The sequence below is a fragment of the Arachnia propionica genome (assembly GCF_003932785.1).
GTDB classification, from domain to species: Bacteria; Actinomycetota; Actinomycetes; order Propionibacteriales; family Propionibacteriaceae; genus Arachnia; species Arachnia propionica_B.
The window spans coordinates 19,764-37,815 of record NZ_RQYT01000026.1 but is presented as its reverse complement, the minus strand read 5'-3'; the positions used below and the strand labels follow the sequence as shown (position 1 = coordinate 37,815).

The 18,052-nt window shown below is 66.6% G+C and carries 20 protein-coding genes; 12 read left to right on the top strand and 8 right to left on the bottom strand.

The features are described from left to right. Positions 1–1,171: 1,171 nt before the first annotated feature. Genes rsmG through rpmH form a run of 6 tightly spaced genes read right to left on the bottom strand, consistent with a single transcriptional unit; the run spans position 1,172 to position 4,185 of the window. Positions 1,172–1,798, bottom strand: a complete 627-nt coding sequence (rsmG, locus tag EII35_RS10620) for a 16S rRNA (guanine(527)-N(7))-methyltransferase RsmG (protein WP_125228447.1) — start codon at positions 1,796–1,798, stop codon at positions 1,172–1,174. 8 nt (positions 1,799–1,806) lie between these two features. Continuing rightward, on the bottom strand, positions 1,807–2,277 hold the full coding sequence (locus tag EII35_RS10615) for a Jag family protein (RefSeq protein ID WP_125228446.1): 471 nt from the start codon (positions 2,275–2,277) through the stop codon (positions 1,807–1,809). Positions 2,278–2,316: 39 nt separating this feature from the next. Next, the gene (gene yidC / locus EII35_RS10610; RefSeq protein WP_125228445.1) at positions 2,317–3,414 is read right to left on the bottom strand and encodes a membrane protein insertase YidC; all 1,098 of its coding nucleotides are present in this window, start codon (positions 3,412–3,414) and stop codon (positions 2,317–2,319) included. Further along, a complete protein-coding gene (gene yidD, locus EII35_RS10605) occupies positions 3,415–3,705 on the bottom strand; it encodes a membrane protein insertion efficiency factor YidD (protein WP_125228444.1) in 291 nt (96 codons plus the stop codon). Next, on the bottom strand, positions 3,699–4,043 hold the full coding sequence (gene rnpA / locus EII35_RS10600) for a ribonuclease P protein component (RefSeq protein WP_125228443.1): 345 nt from the start codon (positions 4,041–4,043) through the stop codon (positions 3,699–3,701). The genes yidD and rnpA overlap by 7 nt, the downstream gene beginning before the upstream one ends. 4 nt (positions 4,044–4,047) lie before the next feature. Continuing rightward, entirely contained in the window at positions 4,048–4,185 is a 138-nt protein-coding gene (rpmH, locus tag EII35_RS10595) for a 50S ribosomal protein L34 (protein ID WP_124844878.1), read from the bottom strand. A gap of 384 nt (positions 4,186–4,569) precedes the next feature. Between rpmH and dnaA the strand changes: the two genes are divergently transcribed. From dnaA to EII35_RS10550, 9 genes are all read left to right on the top strand, one after another. After that, a complete protein-coding gene (gene dnaA, locus EII35_RS10590) occupies positions 4,570–5,931 on the top strand; it encodes a chromosomal replication initiator protein DnaA (RefSeq protein WP_260465098.1) in 1,362 nt (453 codons plus the stop codon). Positions 5,932–6,536: 605 nt separating this feature from the next. Beyond that, entirely contained in the window at positions 6,537–7,427 is an 891-nt protein-coding gene (locus tag EII35_RS10585) for an ABC transporter ATP-binding protein (protein ID WP_395858242.1), read from the top strand. 2 nt (positions 7,428–7,429) lie between these two features. Next, on the top strand, positions 7,430–9,976 hold the full coding sequence (locus EII35_RS10580) for an ABC transporter permease (protein ID WP_125228440.1): 2,547 nt from the start codon (positions 7,430–7,432) through the stop codon (positions 9,974–9,976). A gap of 73 nt (positions 9,977–10,049) precedes the next feature. After that, complete coding sequence (dnaN, locus tag EII35_RS10575; protein ID WP_125228439.1) at positions 10,050–11,210, top strand: DNA polymerase III subunit beta; 1,161 nt, start codon at positions 10,050–10,052, stop codon at positions 11,208–11,210. A gap of 46 nt (positions 11,211–11,256) precedes the next feature. Next, complete coding sequence (locus EII35_RS10570) at positions 11,257–11,457, top strand: hypothetical protein (RefSeq protein WP_125228438.1); 201 nt, start codon at positions 11,257–11,259, stop codon at positions 11,455–11,457. 90 nt (positions 11,458–11,547) lie between these two features. After that, entirely contained in the window at positions 11,548–12,705 is a 1,158-nt protein-coding gene (recF, locus tag EII35_RS10565; protein WP_125228437.1) for a DNA replication/repair protein RecF, read from the top strand. Between the two features lie 30 nt (positions 12,706–12,735). Next, the gene (locus tag EII35_RS10560; RefSeq protein ID WP_125228436.1) at positions 12,736–12,993 is read left to right on the top strand and encodes a type II toxin-antitoxin system VapB family antitoxin; all 258 of its coding nucleotides are present in this window, start codon (positions 12,736–12,738) and stop codon (positions 12,991–12,993) included. Next, positions 12,990–13,388 (top strand): type II toxin-antitoxin system VapC family toxin, encoded by a 399-nt coding sequence (locus EII35_RS10555; RefSeq protein WP_125228435.1) that lies wholly within the window; start codon positions 12,990–12,992, stop codon positions 13,386–13,388. Before EII35_RS10560 ends, EII35_RS10555 begins: the two co-directional genes overlap by 4 nt. Then, the gene (locus tag EII35_RS10550; protein WP_125228434.1) at positions 13,385–13,903 is read left to right on the top strand and encodes a DciA family protein; all 519 of its coding nucleotides are present in this window, start codon (positions 13,385–13,387) and stop codon (positions 13,901–13,903) included. The genes EII35_RS10555 and EII35_RS10550 overlap by 4 nt, the downstream gene beginning before the upstream one ends. Here the strand turns inward: EII35_RS10550 and EII35_RS10545 are convergent. Further along, on the bottom strand, positions 13,894–14,550 hold the full coding sequence (locus EII35_RS10545; protein WP_125228433.1) for a response regulator: 657 nt from the start codon (positions 14,548–14,550) through the stop codon (positions 13,894–13,896). The two genes, EII35_RS10550 and EII35_RS10545, sit on opposite strands and share 10 nt — an antisense overlap. A gap of 214 nt (positions 14,551–14,764) precedes the next feature. On the opposite strand from EII35_RS10545, the gene EII35_RS10540 reads away from it, so the two are divergent. Continuing rightward, positions 14,765–15,883 carry a sensor histidine kinase gene (locus tag EII35_RS10540; RefSeq protein WP_125228432.1) on the top strand — a complete coding sequence of 373 codons (1,119 nt, stop codon included), beginning with the start codon at positions 14,765–14,767 and terminating at the stop codon, positions 15,881–15,883. A 37-nt stretch (positions 15,884–15,920) separates the two neighbouring features. Here the strand turns inward: EII35_RS10540 and EII35_RS10535 are convergent, their stop codons facing one another. Further along, complete coding sequence (locus tag EII35_RS10535; RefSeq protein WP_125228431.1) at positions 15,921–16,184, bottom strand: hypothetical protein; 264 nt, start codon at positions 16,182–16,184, stop codon at positions 15,921–15,923. A gap of 168 nt (positions 16,185–16,352) precedes the next feature. Here EII35_RS10535 and EII35_RS10530 point away from each other — a divergent pair, with 168 nt between their 5' ends. Beyond that, the gene (locus EII35_RS10530) at positions 16,353–17,261 is read left to right on the top strand and encodes an ABC transporter ATP-binding protein (RefSeq protein WP_125228430.1); all 909 of its coding nucleotides are present in this window, start codon (positions 16,353–16,355) and stop codon (positions 17,259–17,261) included. Further along, positions 17,258–18,043, top strand: a complete 786-nt coding sequence (locus EII35_RS10525; RefSeq protein WP_125228429.1) for an ABC transporter permease — start codon at positions 17,258–17,260, stop codon at positions 18,041–18,043. Before EII35_RS10530 ends, EII35_RS10525 begins: the two co-directional genes overlap by 4 nt. The last annotated feature ends 9 nt before the right edge of the window (positions 18,044–18,052 follow it).

The following is an 18,052-nucleotide window of genomic DNA, read 5'->3' as shown; positions in this document are numbered from 1 at the left end:
GGGGTCGTCACGAGGATCGTCACGGTGACCTCATGGCAAGGCGGACGACGAAAAGCGCACTGGACCGTGCGTTCAAGGAGGACAACACAGCCAGGGGGACACCGGGGCGACCGCAGTAGATTCGCCTATCCGCGCACCCTCTAAGTCGAGACCCCTGACAGACGTCTTTCTCCGTTGGTCGAGCCGGACCGCGAGCGCTAGCGAGCCGTCCGTGTCGAGACCCCTGACGCACGGTACTGGGACTCGAGTTGGGCGGGGTTCCCCACGGACGTCTCGACACGGGTCGACCAGCGACGGGGAGAACAACGCGACCCGCTGGGTGAGCCTGACGCAAACGGCGGATCGGTCAAGCCGGGAAACGGCTGAGACCGCAGCGCGTTACGCCCTCGCGCACACCGTCAATCCTGCTGCATCGGTCCTACCCACGGAGCCCACCGAGCCGACCCCGCCGCTTCACACAGGACCACAGCTTCACGTGGCATCGGACCAGGAGTTGTGACAAAGGACGCGGGGATGAGAAGCCGCGGTCAAGGGAGGACGACTGAACTTCACGTCAATGGAACCCGATTCCACGGACCGCCCCTACCGGGTCCGACAGGCCCATCCCTGCGCGCGATCCACCCACACGGATACCACAGATCAAGCGCGTGCCCGAGGCGGGCGGGCCGTTAACCACAGCCGGCGGTCCGAGAGGTCGTCCCGTCGACAGTGCTTCAAGGGCGAGCGGAGAGGGGGCGGAATCCGCTGTGATCGTCACGATTCCGCCTCATCACGCACCCGCACAGCTGACCGAAGAGACCTGCCAGCGTTTCACGTGAAACGGAAACCGCGTGTTTCACGTCTTTATGTCGATATATCTATTTCAGGTCTTCTCGTTTAGAACGTTTACTGTTTCACAGCTATGCCAAGATCTCTGCGATCTGCCCCGTCACGCCAGGAACCGGACGAGCACCAACTGACGGGTTTCTTCGGTCTGAAACGTTTCAACCGACGTCTCACGGAAGCAGAACGGCGATTCGTGCCCCCCTCCCCCCCCCGTTGCTCGGGGCGTCCGACGGCAGGGCGTCGGCGGAGGTGGGCTCAGTGGGCTGAGTGGGCTGAGTGGGCTGAGTGGGCTCAGTCGGCTCAGTCGGCTCAGTGGTCGGCAGTGCTGGACGGCGTCGGGGCGGGCTCAGCCGATGGGCCTGACCCTCACGGCACGGGTGCCCTCGACCCCCGCGCAGGCCCGGATCTCCAGGACCTCCGCGCGCAGGGATCGCTTGTCCAGCAGCTTCGATGCCGCCTTGATCTCGTCCTCGGCCGTCGCGCCCTTCAGCGCCAGCAGCTCGCCGTCGGGGAGGAAGAGTCCACCTGTCCACTTCAGCAACTTCTCCAGCGGGGCGACCGCGCGGCAGGTGACGACGTCGAAGGTCTCCTTGCACTCCTCGGCGCGGGCCCGCAGCACCGTCACCCGGTCCTCCAGACCGAGATCCGCCACCGCCAGCTCCAGGAACGACACCCGCCTCAGCAGCGGCTCCACCAACGTCACCCGCAGGTCCGGGCGCACCAGGGCCAACGGGATACCGGGCAGCCCCGCCCCCGACCCCACGTCGGCCACGTCCAGGCCCGAACCGACGACGTCGCTCAGCGCCAGGGAGTTCGAGACGTGACGGCTCCAGATCCGCTCGGTCTCCCGGGGCCCCAGCAGCCCCCACTCGATGCCCCTGCCGGCGAGGATCCCGGCATAGGCGTCCAGCCCCGCCGCGGCCGCCGGGAAGCGCTCCACGAGCGCGTCCCGCACCGCGGCCTCCGACGACACGACAGCCCTCAGGCCTTCGACACCACGACGCGACGGAACGGCGGTTCGCCCTCCGACTCGCTCGTCAGCCCGGCCGCCGCGACCTCGTCGTGGATGATCTTCCGCTCGTAGGCGTTGAGGGGGGCCATGCGGATCGGCTCACCCTTCTCCATCACCTCGGCGATGGCGTCCTTCGCCAGGGCGACCAGCTCCGCGCGGCGCTTCTCCCGGAAGCCGCCGACATCGACGGTGAGCCGCGAACGGTGCCCCTGCTCCGTCATCACGACCAGCCGGCACAGCTCCTGCAGCGCCTCCAGGACCTCGCCGTCCTTGCCCACCAGACGGTCGTCGTCGGTGTCGATGGCGATGTGCGCGCGGCCGTTGGCGACGGAGTTCTCGATGTCGCCGTCGAGGTCGGCGATGTCGAGCAGCTCCTCCAGGTAGTCAGCGACGAGGTCACCCTCAGCGAGGAGGGCCTCGTTGTCAGTCTTCTCACTCATGACGATCCTTCGGTCGGTGGCCCCCACGGGGCCGGAAAACTACTTCTTCTTCCGCGCTGCCCGCGTCGTGTTGCGTGGCTGACGACGCACACCGCCACCCCCGCCGGCCGCGCCCTCCGTCGAGGTGCGCACCGTGGAACGGGTCACCTGCTGCCTGGTCACCTTCCTGCGACCCGTCGCCTCATCGACGACCGGCGCGGTCGGGGCGACGGTGGCCGCCGGACGGCCCTTGCGGCGCTTGGCGGCGCGCTCCCGCATGATCGCGTCGGGATCCTTGCCCTTGGCGCGCATCCGCTCCTCCCAGTCGATGTAGGCCGGGGTGTTCGGGGCGGGGTTGTTGCGGATGAGGAGACCCTGCTGACCCATGGTCCAGATGTTGCTGACGGTCCAGTACAGCAGCACACCGATCGGGATGAACGTCGAGGTCAGCGCGTACATGATCGGGAAGCCGTACAGCATGATCTTCTGCGTCTGCGCGAACTGGCTCGTCAGCGCCTCCGGCGGCATGTTCTTGCGCATGAGCTGCAGCTGCGTGATGAACAGCGTCACCACCATGAGCACGACGAGCAGGATGCCGAGGATCTGGGTCATCCCGAAGGGGCTGAACGGCAGGATCCGGCCCGACAGGTCGGCGCCCAGGAACTGCGCCTTCTGCAGCGACTCGACGAGCTGAGGGTTGTCCTTCAGCCACTGGCCGCGCACCTGGTTGTCGGCCACGCCCTGCAGCACCCGGTACAGCGACAGCATCACCGGCATCTGCAGCAGCATCGGGAAGCAGGAGGCCATCGGGTTGACGCCCTCCTCGGCGTACAACTTCTGCATCTCCTGGCTGAACCGCATCTGGTCCGAGCCGTACTTCTTCTTCAGCGCCTCCATCTTCGGCTGCAGCATCTGCAGCGCCCGCGACGAGTTCGTCGACTTCACGAACAGCGGGATCATGAGCGTGCGCACCAGCAGCGTCATGCAGACGATGGCCATCGCCCACGCCCACCCGGAGTCGGCCCCGAAGATCGGGGCCCAGAGTGCGTGGAAGAGGACCAGGATGCCGGAGATCACCCAGTAGATGGGCTGCATCATCGCCGACAAGAGCCCGTAGATGCCGTCCCAGATGGACAGGGACACCAGCAGCTCGATCATCTAGGACACCTTCTGCCCGGAACTCGCCCGGGTCTTCTCGTTGGCTTGTTCTTCGGCCCACGATCGGGCCTCGGGGGTGCCTGGCACGTAGTCCACGCCCCCCATCGACCAGGGGTGGCAGCTGACGATCCGTCGAGCCGCCAGGAATCCGCCCTTGATGCCGCCATGCACCTCGACGGCACGCTCACCATACGCCGAGCAGGTGGGGTGGAATTTGCACACGTCCCCGTACAGCGGGGAGATGAACCGCCGCCAGCCGCGGATGAACCACAGCAGCGGATACCTCAACACGTCGCCCTCCGGAACGCACGTTCCCAGGCGCTGTGGAAATCCTCGACGAGGGTGCCGGGATCCGCGGCCGCAGGGGGCAGCGCCCGCACCACCACATCGGCCCCGACCTGCTCGTCGCGGGAGGCGACGAGGTGCCGCAGCCGACGCTTGACGCGGTTGCGCACCACCGCGTTGCCGACGGCCTTGGACACGACAAAACCCACCCGGGTCGCTCCGGGTGGATTCATCGTCCCGACTGCCACGTGGACGACCACGCTCGAGGTCCCGGCCCTGGCGCCACGACGGAAGGTCTCGGTGAAGTCACCGGATCGTCGCAGCCTCCTCGTCCGGGGAAGCATGGGATCAGGCGGACAGTTCGACGCGGCCCTTGCGACGGCGTGCGCTGAGGATGGCGCGCCCGGCACGGGTACGCATGCGGGCGCGGAAGCCGTGGGTACGGCTGCGACGACGGTTGCTCGGCTGGTACGTGCGCTTGCTCATGGGAATGACTCCGTGCTTGTTCCAAAGATCTGGTTGGCCCAACCCAGGGGCCTGGGGAAGGACGTCGCGGCCCGGCACGGCCCTCGGCGGGGCCTGGGCAGCGACTGGTCAACGATACGCGTTCACGGCGGTTTTCGACAAACTCCGTGCACATTTCCCCAGGGGCCGGGAAACTACACCGATGTAGTACTCGAAGCCGCTCCGACTACCTTGCGGGAGGCCCTGGAACCGACTAGTTTCTGTTCTTGCGCGGCGAGCTTTTCCACAGCATCAGCACGTCGACGTGATGGGTGGGGGAGTTGTACCCTCCTGTGGACAACTTTGTGGATTTCGTGGGGGACGGTCCCCACGGGTCCGAACGTGCTGGTCAGAGAGGAGTCGCTCGTGTCCGTGCCGTCGCTGAGCGAACTCTGGGAGGGGATCGTCGCCGACGTTCCGATCTCCTCGCGCGCGTGGCTGCGCCGCACCCGCCCCCTCGCGATGCACGGGAGCACGCTCATGCTGGCCGTCTCCGACGAGACCACCAGGGAACGCATCGAGACGAAACTCCGCCCCGACATCGAGGCCAAGCTCTCCGACGTGACCAGGACGCCCACCTACCTGGCGTTCATGATCGACCCGTCGATCAAGGAGGAGCCCCCGCAGCCGGGACCCGACGTCGCCGAACGCACCCCCCAGGATGACGATGACATGCGTGGCAAGCATGTCCCCGTCAATCATGACCTGCGGCTGAACCCCCGCTACACCTTCGAGTCGTTCGTCGCCGGATCGTCCAACCGGTTCGCCCACGCCGCTGCCGCCGCCGTCGCCGAGCAGCCCGGCAAGTCGTACAACCCGCTCATGATCTACGGCCCGTCCGGCCTGGGGAAAACCCATCTCCTCCACGCCATCGGCCACTACGTCAACAGCTACTACGACACCCTCCGCGTCAAGTACGTCTCGACGGAGGAACTCACCAACGACTTCATCAACGCCATCTCGGAGAACCGCGCCTCGGACTTCCGCCGCGCCTACCGCGACGTCGACGTCCTGCTGGTCGACGACATCCAGTTCCTCGAGGCGAAGATCCAGACCCAGGAGGAGTTCTTCCACACCTTCAACACCCTCCACAACGCGCAGAAGCAGATCGTGATGACCTCGGATCGACCGCCGAAGCTGCTGGAGGCGCTGGAGCCCAGGCTGCGGTCGCGCTTCGAGTGGGGGCTGATGACCGACATCCAACCCCCCGACCTCGAGACGCGCATCGCGATCCTGCGGAAGAAGGCCGCCTCGCAGCGTCTCACCGCGGGCACGGAGGTGCTGGAGCTCATCGCGTCGCGGATCACGAGCAACATCCGGGAGCTCGAGGGTGCCCTGACCCGCGTCGCCGCGCTGGCGAGCCTCAACCACCAGGAGATCACCCTGGAGCTGAGCGAACAGGTCCTCGCCGATCTCATGCCCGACGGCAGCGCCACCCACGTCGACGCCGACTCCATCATCGCCGCCACCTGCGAGTACTTCGCCATCTCCAGCGAGGACCTGGTCGGTTCCAGCCGCGTGGCCGCGCTGGTGCGGGCCCGGCAGATCGCGATGTACCTGTGCCGGGAGCTCACGGACCTGTCGCTGCCGAAGATCGGCTCCCAGTTCGGGGGACGCGACCACTCCACCGTCATGCACTCGGTCCGCAAGATCGACTCCCGCATGGGCGAGGACCGGCAGCTGTTCGACCAGGTGACCGAGCTCACCAACCGCATCAAGCAGTCCTGAGCCCGGGCCGCCGCGTCACCGTCGCTCTGACCCCTCCCTCGGCGCCGCATCGCGCACTCCAGCCCGCTGCTTTCGCGAGCACGAACCGCCGCTTTGCTTCCGCGAGACGCCGATGTCAACGCTGACATCGAAGCAGAACGGCGATTCGTGACCAAGGGCGGCGACGAAGAATGCTCTGTGTCGTGGCCGTCGAGGAGGTCCGGGCCAGGGATCACCGGAGCGACCACAACGGACTCGTCCTCACCACGCGCCCTCGTGGCACGTGCCCCCTCGCTCCTGCCCGACGCCGCAGCCGGGACCAACCCCAACATGTGGGGTCGGAGGCCTCGTTTCTTCCCGCAGGTTGTCCCCAGCCCCGGTGGACAGCGGGTGGATGCCGTCCTTCTGCTCGACAACCCACAAATCCTCACCATGTGATTTACGACTCACCCACAGCCGTTCCACACCCCCCAAACCGACGCGACAAGCGTCGATGATGGTTTCCCACAGGATCCACAGGGCCTACTACTGAGACGAGGATGTAATTACACATCAAGACTCAAAGTCACCGACTGTGGAACCGGGGACCCGGTCGGCTGCTGCCTCTCGCTGGTAGCTTGGCCCTTGTGACCATCGCAGCGAAGGCAGTCAAGCTCCGCAAGACCTACGGTTCCGGGAGCGCGACGGTCGTCGCCCTCGATGATGTCGACTTCATCGTCCACTCGCGGGAGTTCACCGCCATCATGGGACCGTCCGGTTCGGGCAAGTCGACGCTCATGCACCTGCTCGCCGCCCTCGACTCCCCCACCTCCGGCAGCGTCCACATCGGCGACGTCGACGTCGCCACCCTCAAGGACACCCCCCTGACCAAGCTGCGACGCGACCGCATCGGCTTCATCTTCCAGGCCTTCAACCTCGTCCCGACCCTCACCGCACGCGAGAACATCGTGTTGCCGCTGGCCATTGCAGGTCGCAAGGTGGACAAGCGGTGGTTCGACCAGATCATCGAGGTCCTCGGCCTCGGGGACCGCCTCACCCACAAACCCCACCAGCTCTCCGGCGGCCAGCAGCAACGGGTGGCCTGCGCCAGGGCCCTGATGAACCGGCCGGACATCATCTTCGCCGACGAGCCCACCGGCAACCTCGACTCCACCTCCGCCGCCGAGGTGCTCACCTTCCTGCGTCGCTCCGTGGACCTGTTCGGCCAGACCATCGTCATGGTCACCCACGACGCGCTGGCTGCCAGCTACGCCGACCGCGCCGTCTTCCTCTCCGACGGCCGCATCGTCGACGAGCGTCGCGGCGCATCCCAGGAGCAGCTCCTCCACGCCATGTCCCGCATCTACCCGCGCCACCGGCCCGACCAGTTCGACGACGGCCCCAGCACGAACCCGGGCCGTCACGCGACATCCGAACCCTTCTTCCGGGACGGCGCCTTCCAGCCGCCGCCGAGCGGCAGGATCGAACCCGAGACCGAGGCGGAGATGAGCGCACCCCGTCGAGCCATCCAGGACTGAGCATGCTCCGCGCCGCCTGGAAGTCCCTCATGAGCCGGAAGATCCGGCTGCTCATGAGCGCGCTGTCGATCGTCCTCGGGATCACCTTCGTCACCGGGTCGCTGCTGTTCACGCAGCTCCTCGGCTCGACCTACCGGCAGATGCTCTCCTCCAGCGTCGGCGACGTCAACGTCCTCCTCGGCGGCTCCCTGGACCTCGGCAACGGCGTGCGATCCCAGGCGGTGATGATCGAACCGTCCGTGATCGACGAGATCGCCGCCGTCGACGGCGTGGAGCGGGTGGCGGGGCTCGTCACCCACCCGTCGGTGTACCCGCTCAACCGCGACGGCCGCGTCGTCACCCTCGGCGGTGCCCCCGGCATTGCCATCAACTTCGACGACATCCCCGCCATGGAGGGGGTCGTCGGGATGCGGGTCCTCGACGGGAGGGCACCGCAGGCCGACGACGAGGTGGCCCTCGACCCCGGCACCCTCACCCGCTCCGGGCATGCGCTGGGCGACCGCATCCGGATCGCGACCCCCCGCGACGGGGTGCGCGAGTACCTCGTCGTCGGCACCGCGACCTACGGCGACGGCGCGACCTCCGGCGCCGCCTACCTGTTCTTCACCGTCGCGGCCATGCAGCAGCTGGCCCTGGGCGGGATCGACGGCTACACCGGGGTGTGGATCCAGACCGGCTCGGGGGCGGACCGGGCCGCCGTCGCGGAGCGGATCCAGGCGCTGCTCCCGGAGGGCTTCGAGGCGAAGGACGGCACCAAGGTCGTGGCGGAGATCCGCGACCAGCTCGACGTGCGGCTCGGCTTCGTCAACACGTTCCTGCTGGTCTTCGCGGGCATCGCGCTGCTCGTCGCGTCGCTGCTCATCCTCAACACCTTCTCGATCCTCGTCTCCCAGCGCAGCCGGGAACTGGCGCTGTTCCGGGCGCTCGGCGCGAAACGATCCCAGGTGCGGGCCGCGGTGCTGCTGGAGGCGGTGGTCATGGCGGTCATCGGCGCCACCGTCGGCATCGGTGCCGGCTATGGCCTGGCCTGGCTGATCCGCTGGGTCCTCGACGCGTTCGGCATCGGGCTGGGCTCGACCCAGCCCCAGCTCACCTGGCAGACCATCGTCATCTCCTACGTCCTGGCGGTGGTCATCACCGTCATCGCGGCGCTGCTTCCGGCCATCCGCGCCTCCCGCACCCGCCCCGTCGAGGCGATGACCCAGGCGGCCGCCACCACCGTCGAGGGCATCGGACTGCCCGCCTGGTTCGGCCTCGGCCTGGTGCAGCTGGGGATCGCCGGGATCGTCTGCGGGGTGTTCCTCGACGTGCCGCAGCGGCTGTGGTGGGTGGCGTGCGGGGCCGTCGCCGTCCTCGTCGGTGCGGTGCTGTCGGCGGCCGCGCTCGGCGCTCCGATCCTGTGGCTCTGCGGGAGGGTCGGGCAGCTGCTCTTCGGGGAGATCGGCCGCATGGCCAGCCGCAACGCGTCACGACAGCCGCGACGCACCGCCGCCACCGCCGCGACCCTCATGATCGGCCTGACCCTGGTCAGCACCGTCGCGATCCTCGCCGCCACGACCACCGCGTCGTTCCGCGCCTCGCTGACCGCCGACCAGCGCGGCGACCACCTCCTCACCCCCGTCAACTTCCAACCGTTCCACGTCGACGTGGCGGGCCTCGAGGGCATCGACGGGGTGGAGAAGGTGTGGACCTACTCGCACTCCGCGCTGAAGCTCGGCGACGGCGACCCGGAACCGATCATGGGCACCAGCGTCGATGGACTCCGGGACGGCAATGCGCTCGAGGTGCTGGCCGGGGAGCTGCTGGAGGTCGAGGGCTCCGTCCTCATCGACCACCGGCTCTCCCGGGAACTCGACCTGCCGATGGGCAAGGTGTTCACCGTCCCCGGCATCGACGGCCAGCCCGTGGAATTGCTCGTCACGGGGGTCTTCGACGAGGAGAACGCCCCCCAGGACGTCCCGAAACTGGTCACCAATTCCGCCACCTTCCCCCGCATCGGCGACGCCCAGCAGTTCTCCACCGTCAAGGTCAAGGTGAGCGACGGCGCCGACCGGGCCGCCGTGAAGCAGGCCCTCGTCGACGCGACCGCCGAGTACCCGCTCGTCTCCGTCGTCGACAACGACGAGTACATCAACGAGAGGCTCGCCCAGTTCAACACCCTCCTCGGGATCATCTACGCGCTCCTGGCGCTGGCCATCGTCATCTCGGTGCTCGGCATCGTCAACACGCTCAGCCTCTCGGTGATGGAACGCACCCGCGAGATCGGGCTGCTGCGGGCCGTCGGCCTCACCCGGGGTCAGCTGCGCCGGATGGTGCGGCTCGAATCGGTGTCGGTCGCGGTCCTCGGGGCCGGACTCGGCGTCGTGCTGGGGCTGCTGTTCGGGTGGGCGCTGGTCCGGGTCATCCCGGATCTCAAGGTCCTCAGCATCCCCTGGCAGCAGCTCGTCGTCTTCGTCGTCGTCGCGGGGCTGGTCGGCGTCATCGCCGCGATCGCCCCGGCCCGCCGCGCCTCCCGGCTGAACGTCCTCGACTCCATCGCCACGGAATGAGGTGCCGCCGCCGTACCGGTATATTGTCAGGCGACCACGCCGTGGTGGCTGGTCATCGACGTAAGGGGACGACGTGAAGATCCGAGTGGAGCGCGACGCTCTTGCCGACGCTGTTGCCTGGGTGGCCCGAAGCCTTCCGAATCGCCCCACGGCGCCGATTCTCGCGGGCCTGCTCATGACCGCGCAGGGCGACGAGGTGACCCTGTCGAGCTTCGACTCCACCACCTCCGCGCAGGTCACCATGCCCGCCCAGGTCACCGACGAGGGCACCGTGCTGGTGTCGGGTCGGCTCCTCAACGAGATCGCCCGGCAGCTGCCGAACAAGCCCGTCGACATGACCGCGGACCAGACCCAGGTGGAGCTGACCTGCGGTTCCGCCCGGTTCAACCTCCAGACCCTCCCCGTCGAGGAGTACCCGAACCTGCCCGAGATGCCCACGCACACCGGCGAGGTCGACGCGAACGTCTTCGAGAAGGCCGTCAGCCAGGTGGTCATCGCGGCCGGGCGCGACGAGCTGCTCAACGTCTTCACGGGGGTGCGGGTCGAGATCGACGGTGACCAGCTGTCGCTGCTGGCCACGGACCGCTACCGCATGGCGCTGAAGGAGCTGACGTGGGCACCGTCGTCGCCCGACATCGAGGGCGCGGTGCTGGTCCCGGGCCGGGTGCTCGCGGACACCGCGAAGTCGCTGACCTCCGGCAAGACCGTCACCGTGTCCCTGTCCACCACCCAGTCAGAGGGTGAGGGGCTCGTCGGATTCATCGGTGAGGGCGCGAAGAGCCGACGCGAGGCCACCACTCGCCTGCTGAACCAGGCGTTCCCGAAGGTGCGGCACCTCATGGACGTCGTCGGCACCGTGACGGTGCGGGTGGCCACGGCCGAGCTGCTGGCCGCCGTGAAGCGCGTCTCCCTCGTCGCTGAGCGCAACACCCCGCTGCGGATGATCATCGAGTCCGACCACGTCGCGCTGGAGGCCGCCACCGGCGACCAGGCGCACGCCTCCGAGGCCATCGAGGCGCAGGTCGACGTCGTCGGTGACGAGCAGTCGATCACCGCGGCCGGGTTCAACCCGCAGTACCTGCTCGACGCGCTGGGGGCCCTCGACGCGCCGTACGCGCACTTCGCCTTCACGCAGGCCGGGAAGCCCTGCCTCATCACGGGGTTGGCAACGATCGATGGTGACCAGCTGCTCGACTACCGCCACGTCATCATGCTGATGAGGCTTCCGAACTGACCCCTGCCCGACGTAGGGTGAGGAACAGTCTGACGAAAGGTAAACCATGGGTTCCATAGGCGTCCTCTTCATCATCCTCGGTTTCGGCTCGCTCATCCTCGAGCAGTTCAACATGGAGTTCAAGCTCCTGTCGTGGGCGGACGACTTCCAGCCGTGGCTGGGTATCGGCCTCGGTGTGGTCGGTGTCGTGCTGGTGCTGTTCGGCATCATGTCGAAGAAGAACCAGGAGAATCCGCCGCAGCACTGAGTGGGTGTGTGAGCGATCGCCGGGTGGGCCAGGGCCTGTCCGGCGATCGTCGTTCCCGGCCCCGTACCGGCTGCCGTAGGATCGACGACGATGTTCGTCACCCATCTGTCCGTCACGGATTTCCGCAACTACACGGCCGCCGAGCTGGACCTCGTCGCGGGGGTCAACGTGTTCGTGGGTGCCAACGGGCAGGGCAAGACGAACCTCGTCGAGGCGGTGGAGTACCTGTCGACGATGTCCTCGCACCGCGTCTCCGGCACCGCCCCCCTCATCCGGGCCGGGGCCGAGTCGGCGATCCTCAGGGCCCGGGTCCAGGCGAGCCGCGAGGACGAACGTCTCATCCACCTGGAACTCGAGGTCACCCACGGCCGCAGCAATGTCGCGCGGCTGAACCGGGTGCCGCTCCCCCGCCCGCGGGAGCTCGTCGGCGCGCTCCGCACCGTCGTGTTCTCCCCGATGGACCTCGCGATCGTCCGGGGGGAGCCGGCGGATCGACGCGCCTGGCTCGACACCCTCGTCACCACGCGGTGGCCGCGGATGGCGGGGGTGCGCTCGGATCTGGACAAGATCCTCAGGCAGCGCAACTCGCTGCTCAAGGCCATGTCGGGTCGGTCGCAGCGGCAGGCGCAGCCGGAGGAGGAGGTGACGTTGCAGGCGTGGAACGAGGCCCTCGCCCGGATCGGTGCCGAGCTGCTCCACGCGCGACTCGACACCCTCGCCGACGTCCTGCCGCACGCCGTCGCCGCCTACGGCACGATCGCGCCCGTCAACAACGTCATCGCCGCCCACTACAAGACCTCCCTGGACCTGCAGGGCATCCCCGCCGACGACGTGCGGGGGGCGCTCGAGGGGCGGCTGCTCGCCGCGATGGAGGAGAGGCGCCGCGACGAGATCGCGCGCGGGGTGACCCTCGTCGGTCCGCAGCGCGACGACGTCGACCTGTCCATCGGCGAGCTGCCGGCGAAGGGGTACGCCTCGCACGGGGAGTCGTGGTCGTTGGCGCTGGCGTTGAAGCTGGGTGGGTTCGCCCTGGTCCGGGACGACGGCACGGAGCCGGTGCTGGTCCTCGACGACGTGTTCGCGGAGCTGGACACCGCCCGTCGGGAGCGGCTGGCGGGGGCGATCGCGGATGCGGAGCAGGTCCTCATCACGGCCGCCGTCGGCGCGGATGTGCCGGATTTCCCGTCGGCCCGACGGTTCCGGGTCGACGCGGGCACCGTCGGGATCGACCCGGAGCAGCGGGTGTAATCCCTGTTTTCGAGGGTGTAAAATCTCTTCATGGCGCTCAACATCAAGAACCAGAGAGTGTGCGACCTGGCGCGCGAAGCCGCCGAACGGTTCAACACCACCCAGGTCGACGTGATCGAGAGAGCCCTGCAGGAACTGCTGCACAGCGAGGAGCAGCGCAGGGCGGAACGGTACGAACGGATCATGGCGATCGTCAACGAGATCCATGACAGCATGACCGACGAGGAACGCGAGGCCCTTCGCAACGTCGATCGGGAGATCTATGACGAGGATGGACTTCCGCGATGATCGTGGATTCCTCCGTGATGATTGCCCTCACCCTGAAGGAACCGGGGTATGAGAAGTTCGGGGAGAAGCTCAACGCCGTAAGCAGGCTTCACATGTCGGCCGCGACATGGGTTGAGCTGGGAGTGGTCGCGGATCGTCGATTGTCCAAGGAGAACCACAATCGACTCGATGCGCTGATCGATGGTCTCGGCATCGTCTTCGTCCCGCTGTCGGTGTCCCAGGCGCGGATCGCCAGGATGGCGCACCGTCGTTACGGGCCGGGTTCCGGGTCGCCCGCGCGGTTGAACATGGGTGACTGCTTCTCGTACGCGCTGGCCATCGACCTCGACGAGCCGCTGTTGTTCGTCGGCGACGACTTCGTTCACACGGATGTGCGGCAGGTGCAGTTGTCGTGACGGAACCCCACGACCCGACGGGGCTGGACCTGGCCGCCGAGATCGCGCACCGGACGGCCCGCACCGCGCCGCTGCTGCCGGATGTGGCGCCGGTGCCGCCGAAGGTGCCGAAGCGGCGCCGGTTCGTCGGGGAGCAACGCTCCGGTGCCCGCCCCGACGATCGGGACCCGCAGCTGTTCGGTGCGGTGCTGGAGGGGGTGGCGCAGCGGCGGGGCTGGCAGCGACAGCTGTCGCTGGCCACGGTGCTGCGTGACTGGGCGGGCCTCGTCGGCGAGGCGAACGCGGAGCACTCCCACCCGGTGGAGTTCCGCGACGGGGTGCTGACGGTCCAGTGCGACTCGACGGCGTGGGCGTCGGCGATGAAGTTCAACGCGGGCCCGCTCGTCGCGCGGCTCAACAGGGAACTCGGTGAACGTTCGGTGCTGCGGATCGAGTTCCTCGGCCCGAAGGCGCCGAGCTGGAAGAAGGGCCGCCGCTCGGTCCAGGGCCGGGGCCCCCGTGACACCTACGGATGAGGGTCGACCACGCCGTTCTGGTAGGCGATGATGACCAGTTGGGCGCGGTCCCGTGCGTCGAGGCGGCTGAGCAGCCGTGAGATGTAGCTCTTGACCGTGGCGGGGGTGAAACCCAACTCCGTGGCGATCTCGTCGTTGCTCAGGCCCTCAGCCACGAGTCGCAGCAGGGACAGGTCCCGCTCAGGAAGCTCGCGGATCTTCTCTGAGGGCTGGTTGCCCCGTTCATAGCGTGAGAGAACACGGGTGATGAGCTTGGGCGACAGCATGGCCTCGCCCAGGTGAACCTGCTGAATCGCATGCAGGATCTCACCTCGGGTGCTTGTCTTGAGCAGGAAGCCGACGACCCCGGCGCGCAGGGCGGCGTGGAACGTGGCGTCGTCCTCCAAGGATGTCAATGCGATGACGCGGCCCCGCGCACCGATGTCACTGAGCTGCTGGGTGGCCTTGATGCCGTCCATGACAGGCATGCTGATGTCCATGAGGATCACATCGGGGTCCAGGCGGTTGGCGAGGGAGACGCCGTTGAGTCCGTTGGTCGCCGTGCCGACGACGGTGACGCCGGGCATCGACTCCACGATTCGTTGGATCTGTGCCCTCACCTTTTCGTGGTCCTCGACGATCAGGACGCGTATCCCACTGCTGCTCATGATGGCATTCTAGGTGTTGTTCAGGACTTTCTTTTCCGTTGACACACGGTGCAGGAACTCGAGTTGAGCGGAAGTCACACGGAGGTCTCGACACGGACTGCGCTCCGTGCACGAGGTTCGGCGTGAGCAGCGGCAAAAAGGCGTGAACAACGCTTGGGGAGTGGCGGTATCAAGCGTCCTTGCTGTTGGGTGGGAACCGCGTTACCATGCCTTCATGGTGCAACGTGGTCGCTTCGCAGCCGCTGGCATGATCCTGCGCCAAAGTGTTGAACCCGTGATCGGCGTTGTTGTTTTTCTCTTCGCTGTCGCCAGCAGTCGGTCCTCGGTTGCTCTCGCCGATGTCATGGTCTGGGTTCTGATGTTGTCGGCCCTGGTGCTGCTTCCTGTTTTTCCTCGAGTTGCCCTGGCGTTGGGAGCAGGCTATTTCGTGGCATGGAAGGTCGTGGGTGACAGCACTCCGGTGATGGTCATTGGTGGCGCTGTCATCGTGCACAACTGGTTTGCCCACAATCGTCCTTGGCGGATTCCCCTCGCCATCGCCTACCCGGTGATGACGCTGGCCGTGTGGGTGGATTCGACATCGCTTCAGTTCTTCTTGGCCAACGCTGTCTTCTTCTTCGGGTTGAGCGCGGTCGCTGTTGCAGCAGGAATTGTCACGCGCGGGCGACTTGCTCGTGAGGAGAGGATCCGCGCCGAAGGGGAGCAGGCCACGCGCCGAATTCGTCTGTTGACCGCCAGTGAGCTCCACGACAGTGTGGCCCAGACCCAGAGCCTTGTCGTCATGAGACTTCAGGAACTGGCGGAGCATCCTCTCCTGCACCGGGAGCTCACGCCCCAGGTGTCGGAACTCCTGGACATGGCGAATGGTGCCACGAAGGAGCTGCGTTCTGCGATGTCCGCCTTGCGGGACGTCGACAAGGAGTTCGGTGCAGTCGGTCAGTCCCGGGACGTGGAATCCCTCGCTCAGCAGTGGCATCAATTCGAGAGTGTCCTGCGTGAAGGTGGTTTCGAACCGAGGGGCGGTCTCGACGTCGGCAACGTCGCATTACCGCGACCGCTTGACCATGCCGCCTCCAGAATCCTGGGTGAATTGGTCGCCAACATCATCTGGCACGGGAATCCGGGTCCGTGTCTCATGCATGGTGTCGTGAAGGGAGGAAAGCTCTTCCTGCGGGTGAGCAACGACGTGGCAGGTACCGGTGCTCCCCGCAAGGAGAGCGGTGGTCAAGGAATCTCGGGTATCGAGAGTCGTGTTGCCGAACTCGGAGGAACGTGTTCGTTCTCGTCCGAGAATGGCCAGTGGCTCGCTGAGGTGATTCTTCCCATTCGCTGATGTGACCAGAAACGGTGACCCATTTCACGTCGTGTTGTCATCCCCTCTCGGGGACCGGCTTCAGGAACAGGAGGTATCCGATCAGTGTGATGAGCCCAACCGCCACAATTCCCAGTCCGCGGGTGACCCAGACGTCGAATCCATGATTGGTGAAGAGTTGTTGGGTGAGGTTTCCTCCCGCGATGGCCGCGGCGATGAGTAGAATCCAGCGGAGCATCATTGTTCCTTTCTTGAAAATCTCCCTCTGCGTGGTGGATGTCACCATGGTAGGTGCGGTTCCGGGTGCCTCCCAAGCGGTCATCCCCCAAAGTTGATTCCCGCTGTCGAGGTGGTGAAGCCGAAAGGAGCAGCCGCCTCGGCCCCGTCAACCACGCCTGTGGACCCTGCGTCAACTTCTGGTGATTCGGATCGGCGAGGTCCTGACAAGGGTGTCATGATGGCCGCGAGTCATGGTCGACAGGGAGCGGAGATGAAGGACATCATCACGGTGGACTCCGTGAGACGCAGCTACGGCACGTTCACAGCCGTGGATGGCGTCTCGTTCCGCGTGCGGGAGGGTGAGCTGGTCGCACTCCTCGGATCGAACGGTGCGGGAAAGACGTCGTTGCTGGAGGTGCTCCAGGGGAGCACGCGGGCCGATGCAGGCCGTGTACAGGTGTTCGGGCTCGACCCGATGGCTGATCGCGCCGTGATCCGACAGCGGACCGGCATCATGCTCCAGGAGGCCGGCTTCGCCAAGGACCTCACCGTGAGGGAGACCTTGACCATGTGGGCCGGAACCCTGACGGCCCCTCGTCCCGTGGCGGAGTCCCTGGGGATGTGCGGCCTGGAGACTCGTGCCGACATCCGCGTGGGCAGCCTTTCCGGCGGGGAACGTCGCCGTCTTGATCTGGCGATGGCCACCCTCGGGCGTCCCGAACTGTTGTTCATGGACGAACCGACCACAGGACTTGATCCGGCGGTGCGTCAACTCACCTGGGAACTGGTCAGGCGCATGCTCGACGAGGGGGCGACCGTGTTGCTCACCACTCACTACATGGAGGAGGCGGAGGAACTCGCGGATCGCATCCTCATCATGGATCACGGACGCATCCTGACCGAGGGAACAGTCGCCGAGATCGTGTCCAGGCATCCCTGCGAGATCACCTTCGCCGATGTCGCACTCGGCGACGACGAACTCGAAGCGCTCGCGAAGGTGGTGCATCCGGTGAGTCGGCACCGTGGGGTCACCCGACTCCTGAGCACGGACCTCCACGCGACCCTGCGAGACCTGCTGACGCTGGCGGACAGCCGTGGCATCCATCTGGATCGTCTCGACGCCAGATCCGCTTCCCTCGAATCCGCCTTCCTCCACATGACATCAAGGAGTCAGTCATGATTGCCGTAGCTCTTCGACGAACCTGGGCCATGTCAAGAGCCGAGGTCAGCCTCTACCTTCGGAATCGTTCCATTGCGCTCACCGCGCTCCTGCTGACCCCTTTGCTGGTGCTCGCCAACAGTCCCGTGATCCTGCGGGACATCGACACCATCTCCATTCCGACGGTGATCCTCCAGCTGGTGGTCAACATGAGCCTGATGCTGGTCATCTACTTCAACCTGACGGTCATCTTCGTGGCACGTCGAGAGGATGGAGTCTTCCAGCGTCTGGACACGGGAGAGGCCACGCGGTGGGAAACGGTGGTGGCGACGACCGTTCCCAGCGTCGTCGTGCTGCTGCTTCAAGTGGTGTGCGGACTGGTGTTGGCGGGAGTGATCGCGAAGTCCTGGCCGATCTCCGATCCCCTGCTGCTCCTGCTCACCGTCCTGCTGGCTCTGGCGCTCTTCGCAGGATGCGCCGCCTTCACGTCCGCGTATTGCCGAACCGTCGAATCAGCCCAGTACGGTGCACTCCCCGGATTCCTCTTCTTCTACTTCCTCTCGGGGATCATCATCCCGCTGCACCTGTTCCCTGAACCGGTCCCCACCATCTCGAGGTGGAGTCCTCTGGTGGCCGTGAACCATCTCCTGTCCCTCAGCACGGGGACGGATCCGCTGACCAACCAGAGCACCACGTTCCTGGGGGCGTGGGCCCAGGCAGGCCAACCCCTGGCAGCGTTGGGTCTGTGGACCGTTCTGTTCCTTGTCCTCGCGCGCAGGCACATGCGGTTCAATCGTCGATGAGGTCGAAGC

What these genes read in the sequence shown, in the direction of transcription:
- EII35_RS10615 (WP_125228446.1), bottom strand. Translation starts at nt 2,277, where the DNA reads ATGAGTGAGAAGACTGACAACGAGGCCCTCCTCGCTGAGGGTGACCTC.
- yidC (WP_125228445.1), bottom strand. Translation starts at nt 3,414, where the DNA reads ATGATCGAGCTGCTGGTGTCCCTGTCCATCTGGGACGGCATCTACGGG.
- rnpA (WP_125228443.1), bottom strand. Translation starts at nt 4,043, where the DNA reads ATGCTTCCCCGGACGAGGAGGCTGCGACGATCCGGTGACTTCACCGAG.
- rpmH (WP_124844878.1), bottom strand. Translation starts at nt 4,185, where the DNA reads ATGAGCAAGCGCACGTACCAGCCGAGCAACCGTCGTCGCAGCCGTACC.
- EII35_RS10580 (WP_125228440.1), top strand. Translation starts at nt 7,430, where the DNA reads ATGCTCCGCGCCGCCTGGAAGTCCCTCATGAGCCGGAAGATCCGGCTG.
- EII35_RS10570 (WP_125228438.1), top strand. Translation starts at nt 11,257, where the DNA reads ATGGGTTCCATAGGCGTCCTCTTCATCATCCTCGGTTTCGGCTCGCTC.
- recF (WP_125228437.1), top strand. Translation starts at nt 11,548, where the DNA reads ATGTTCGTCACCCATCTGTCCGTCACGGATTTCCGCAACTACACGGCC.
- EII35_RS10560 (WP_125228436.1), top strand. Translation starts at nt 12,736, where the DNA reads ATGGCGCTCAACATCAAGAACCAGAGAGTGTGCGACCTGGCGCGCGAA.
- EII35_RS10555 (WP_125228435.1), top strand. Translation starts at nt 12,990, where the DNA reads ATGATCGTGGATTCCTCCGTGATGATTGCCCTCACCCTGAAGGAACCG.
- EII35_RS10545 (WP_125228433.1), bottom strand. Translation starts at nt 14,550, where the DNA reads ATGAGCAGCAGTGGGATACGCGTCCTGATCGTCGAGGACCACGAAAAG.
- EII35_RS10540 (WP_125228432.1), top strand. Translation starts at nt 14,765, where the DNA reads ATGGTGCAACGTGGTCGCTTCGCAGCCGCTGGCATGATCCTGCGCCAA.
- EII35_RS10535 (WP_125228431.1), bottom strand. Translation starts at nt 16,184, where the DNA reads ATGACCGCTTGGGAGGCACCCGGAACCGCACCTACCATGGTGACATCC.
- EII35_RS10530 (WP_125228430.1), top strand. Translation starts at nt 16,353, where the DNA reads ATGAAGGACATCATCACGGTGGACTCCGTGAGACGCAGCTACGGCACG.
- EII35_RS10525 (WP_125228429.1), top strand. Translation starts at nt 17,258, where the DNA reads ATGATTGCCGTAGCTCTTCGACGAACCTGGGCCATGTCAAGAGCCGAG.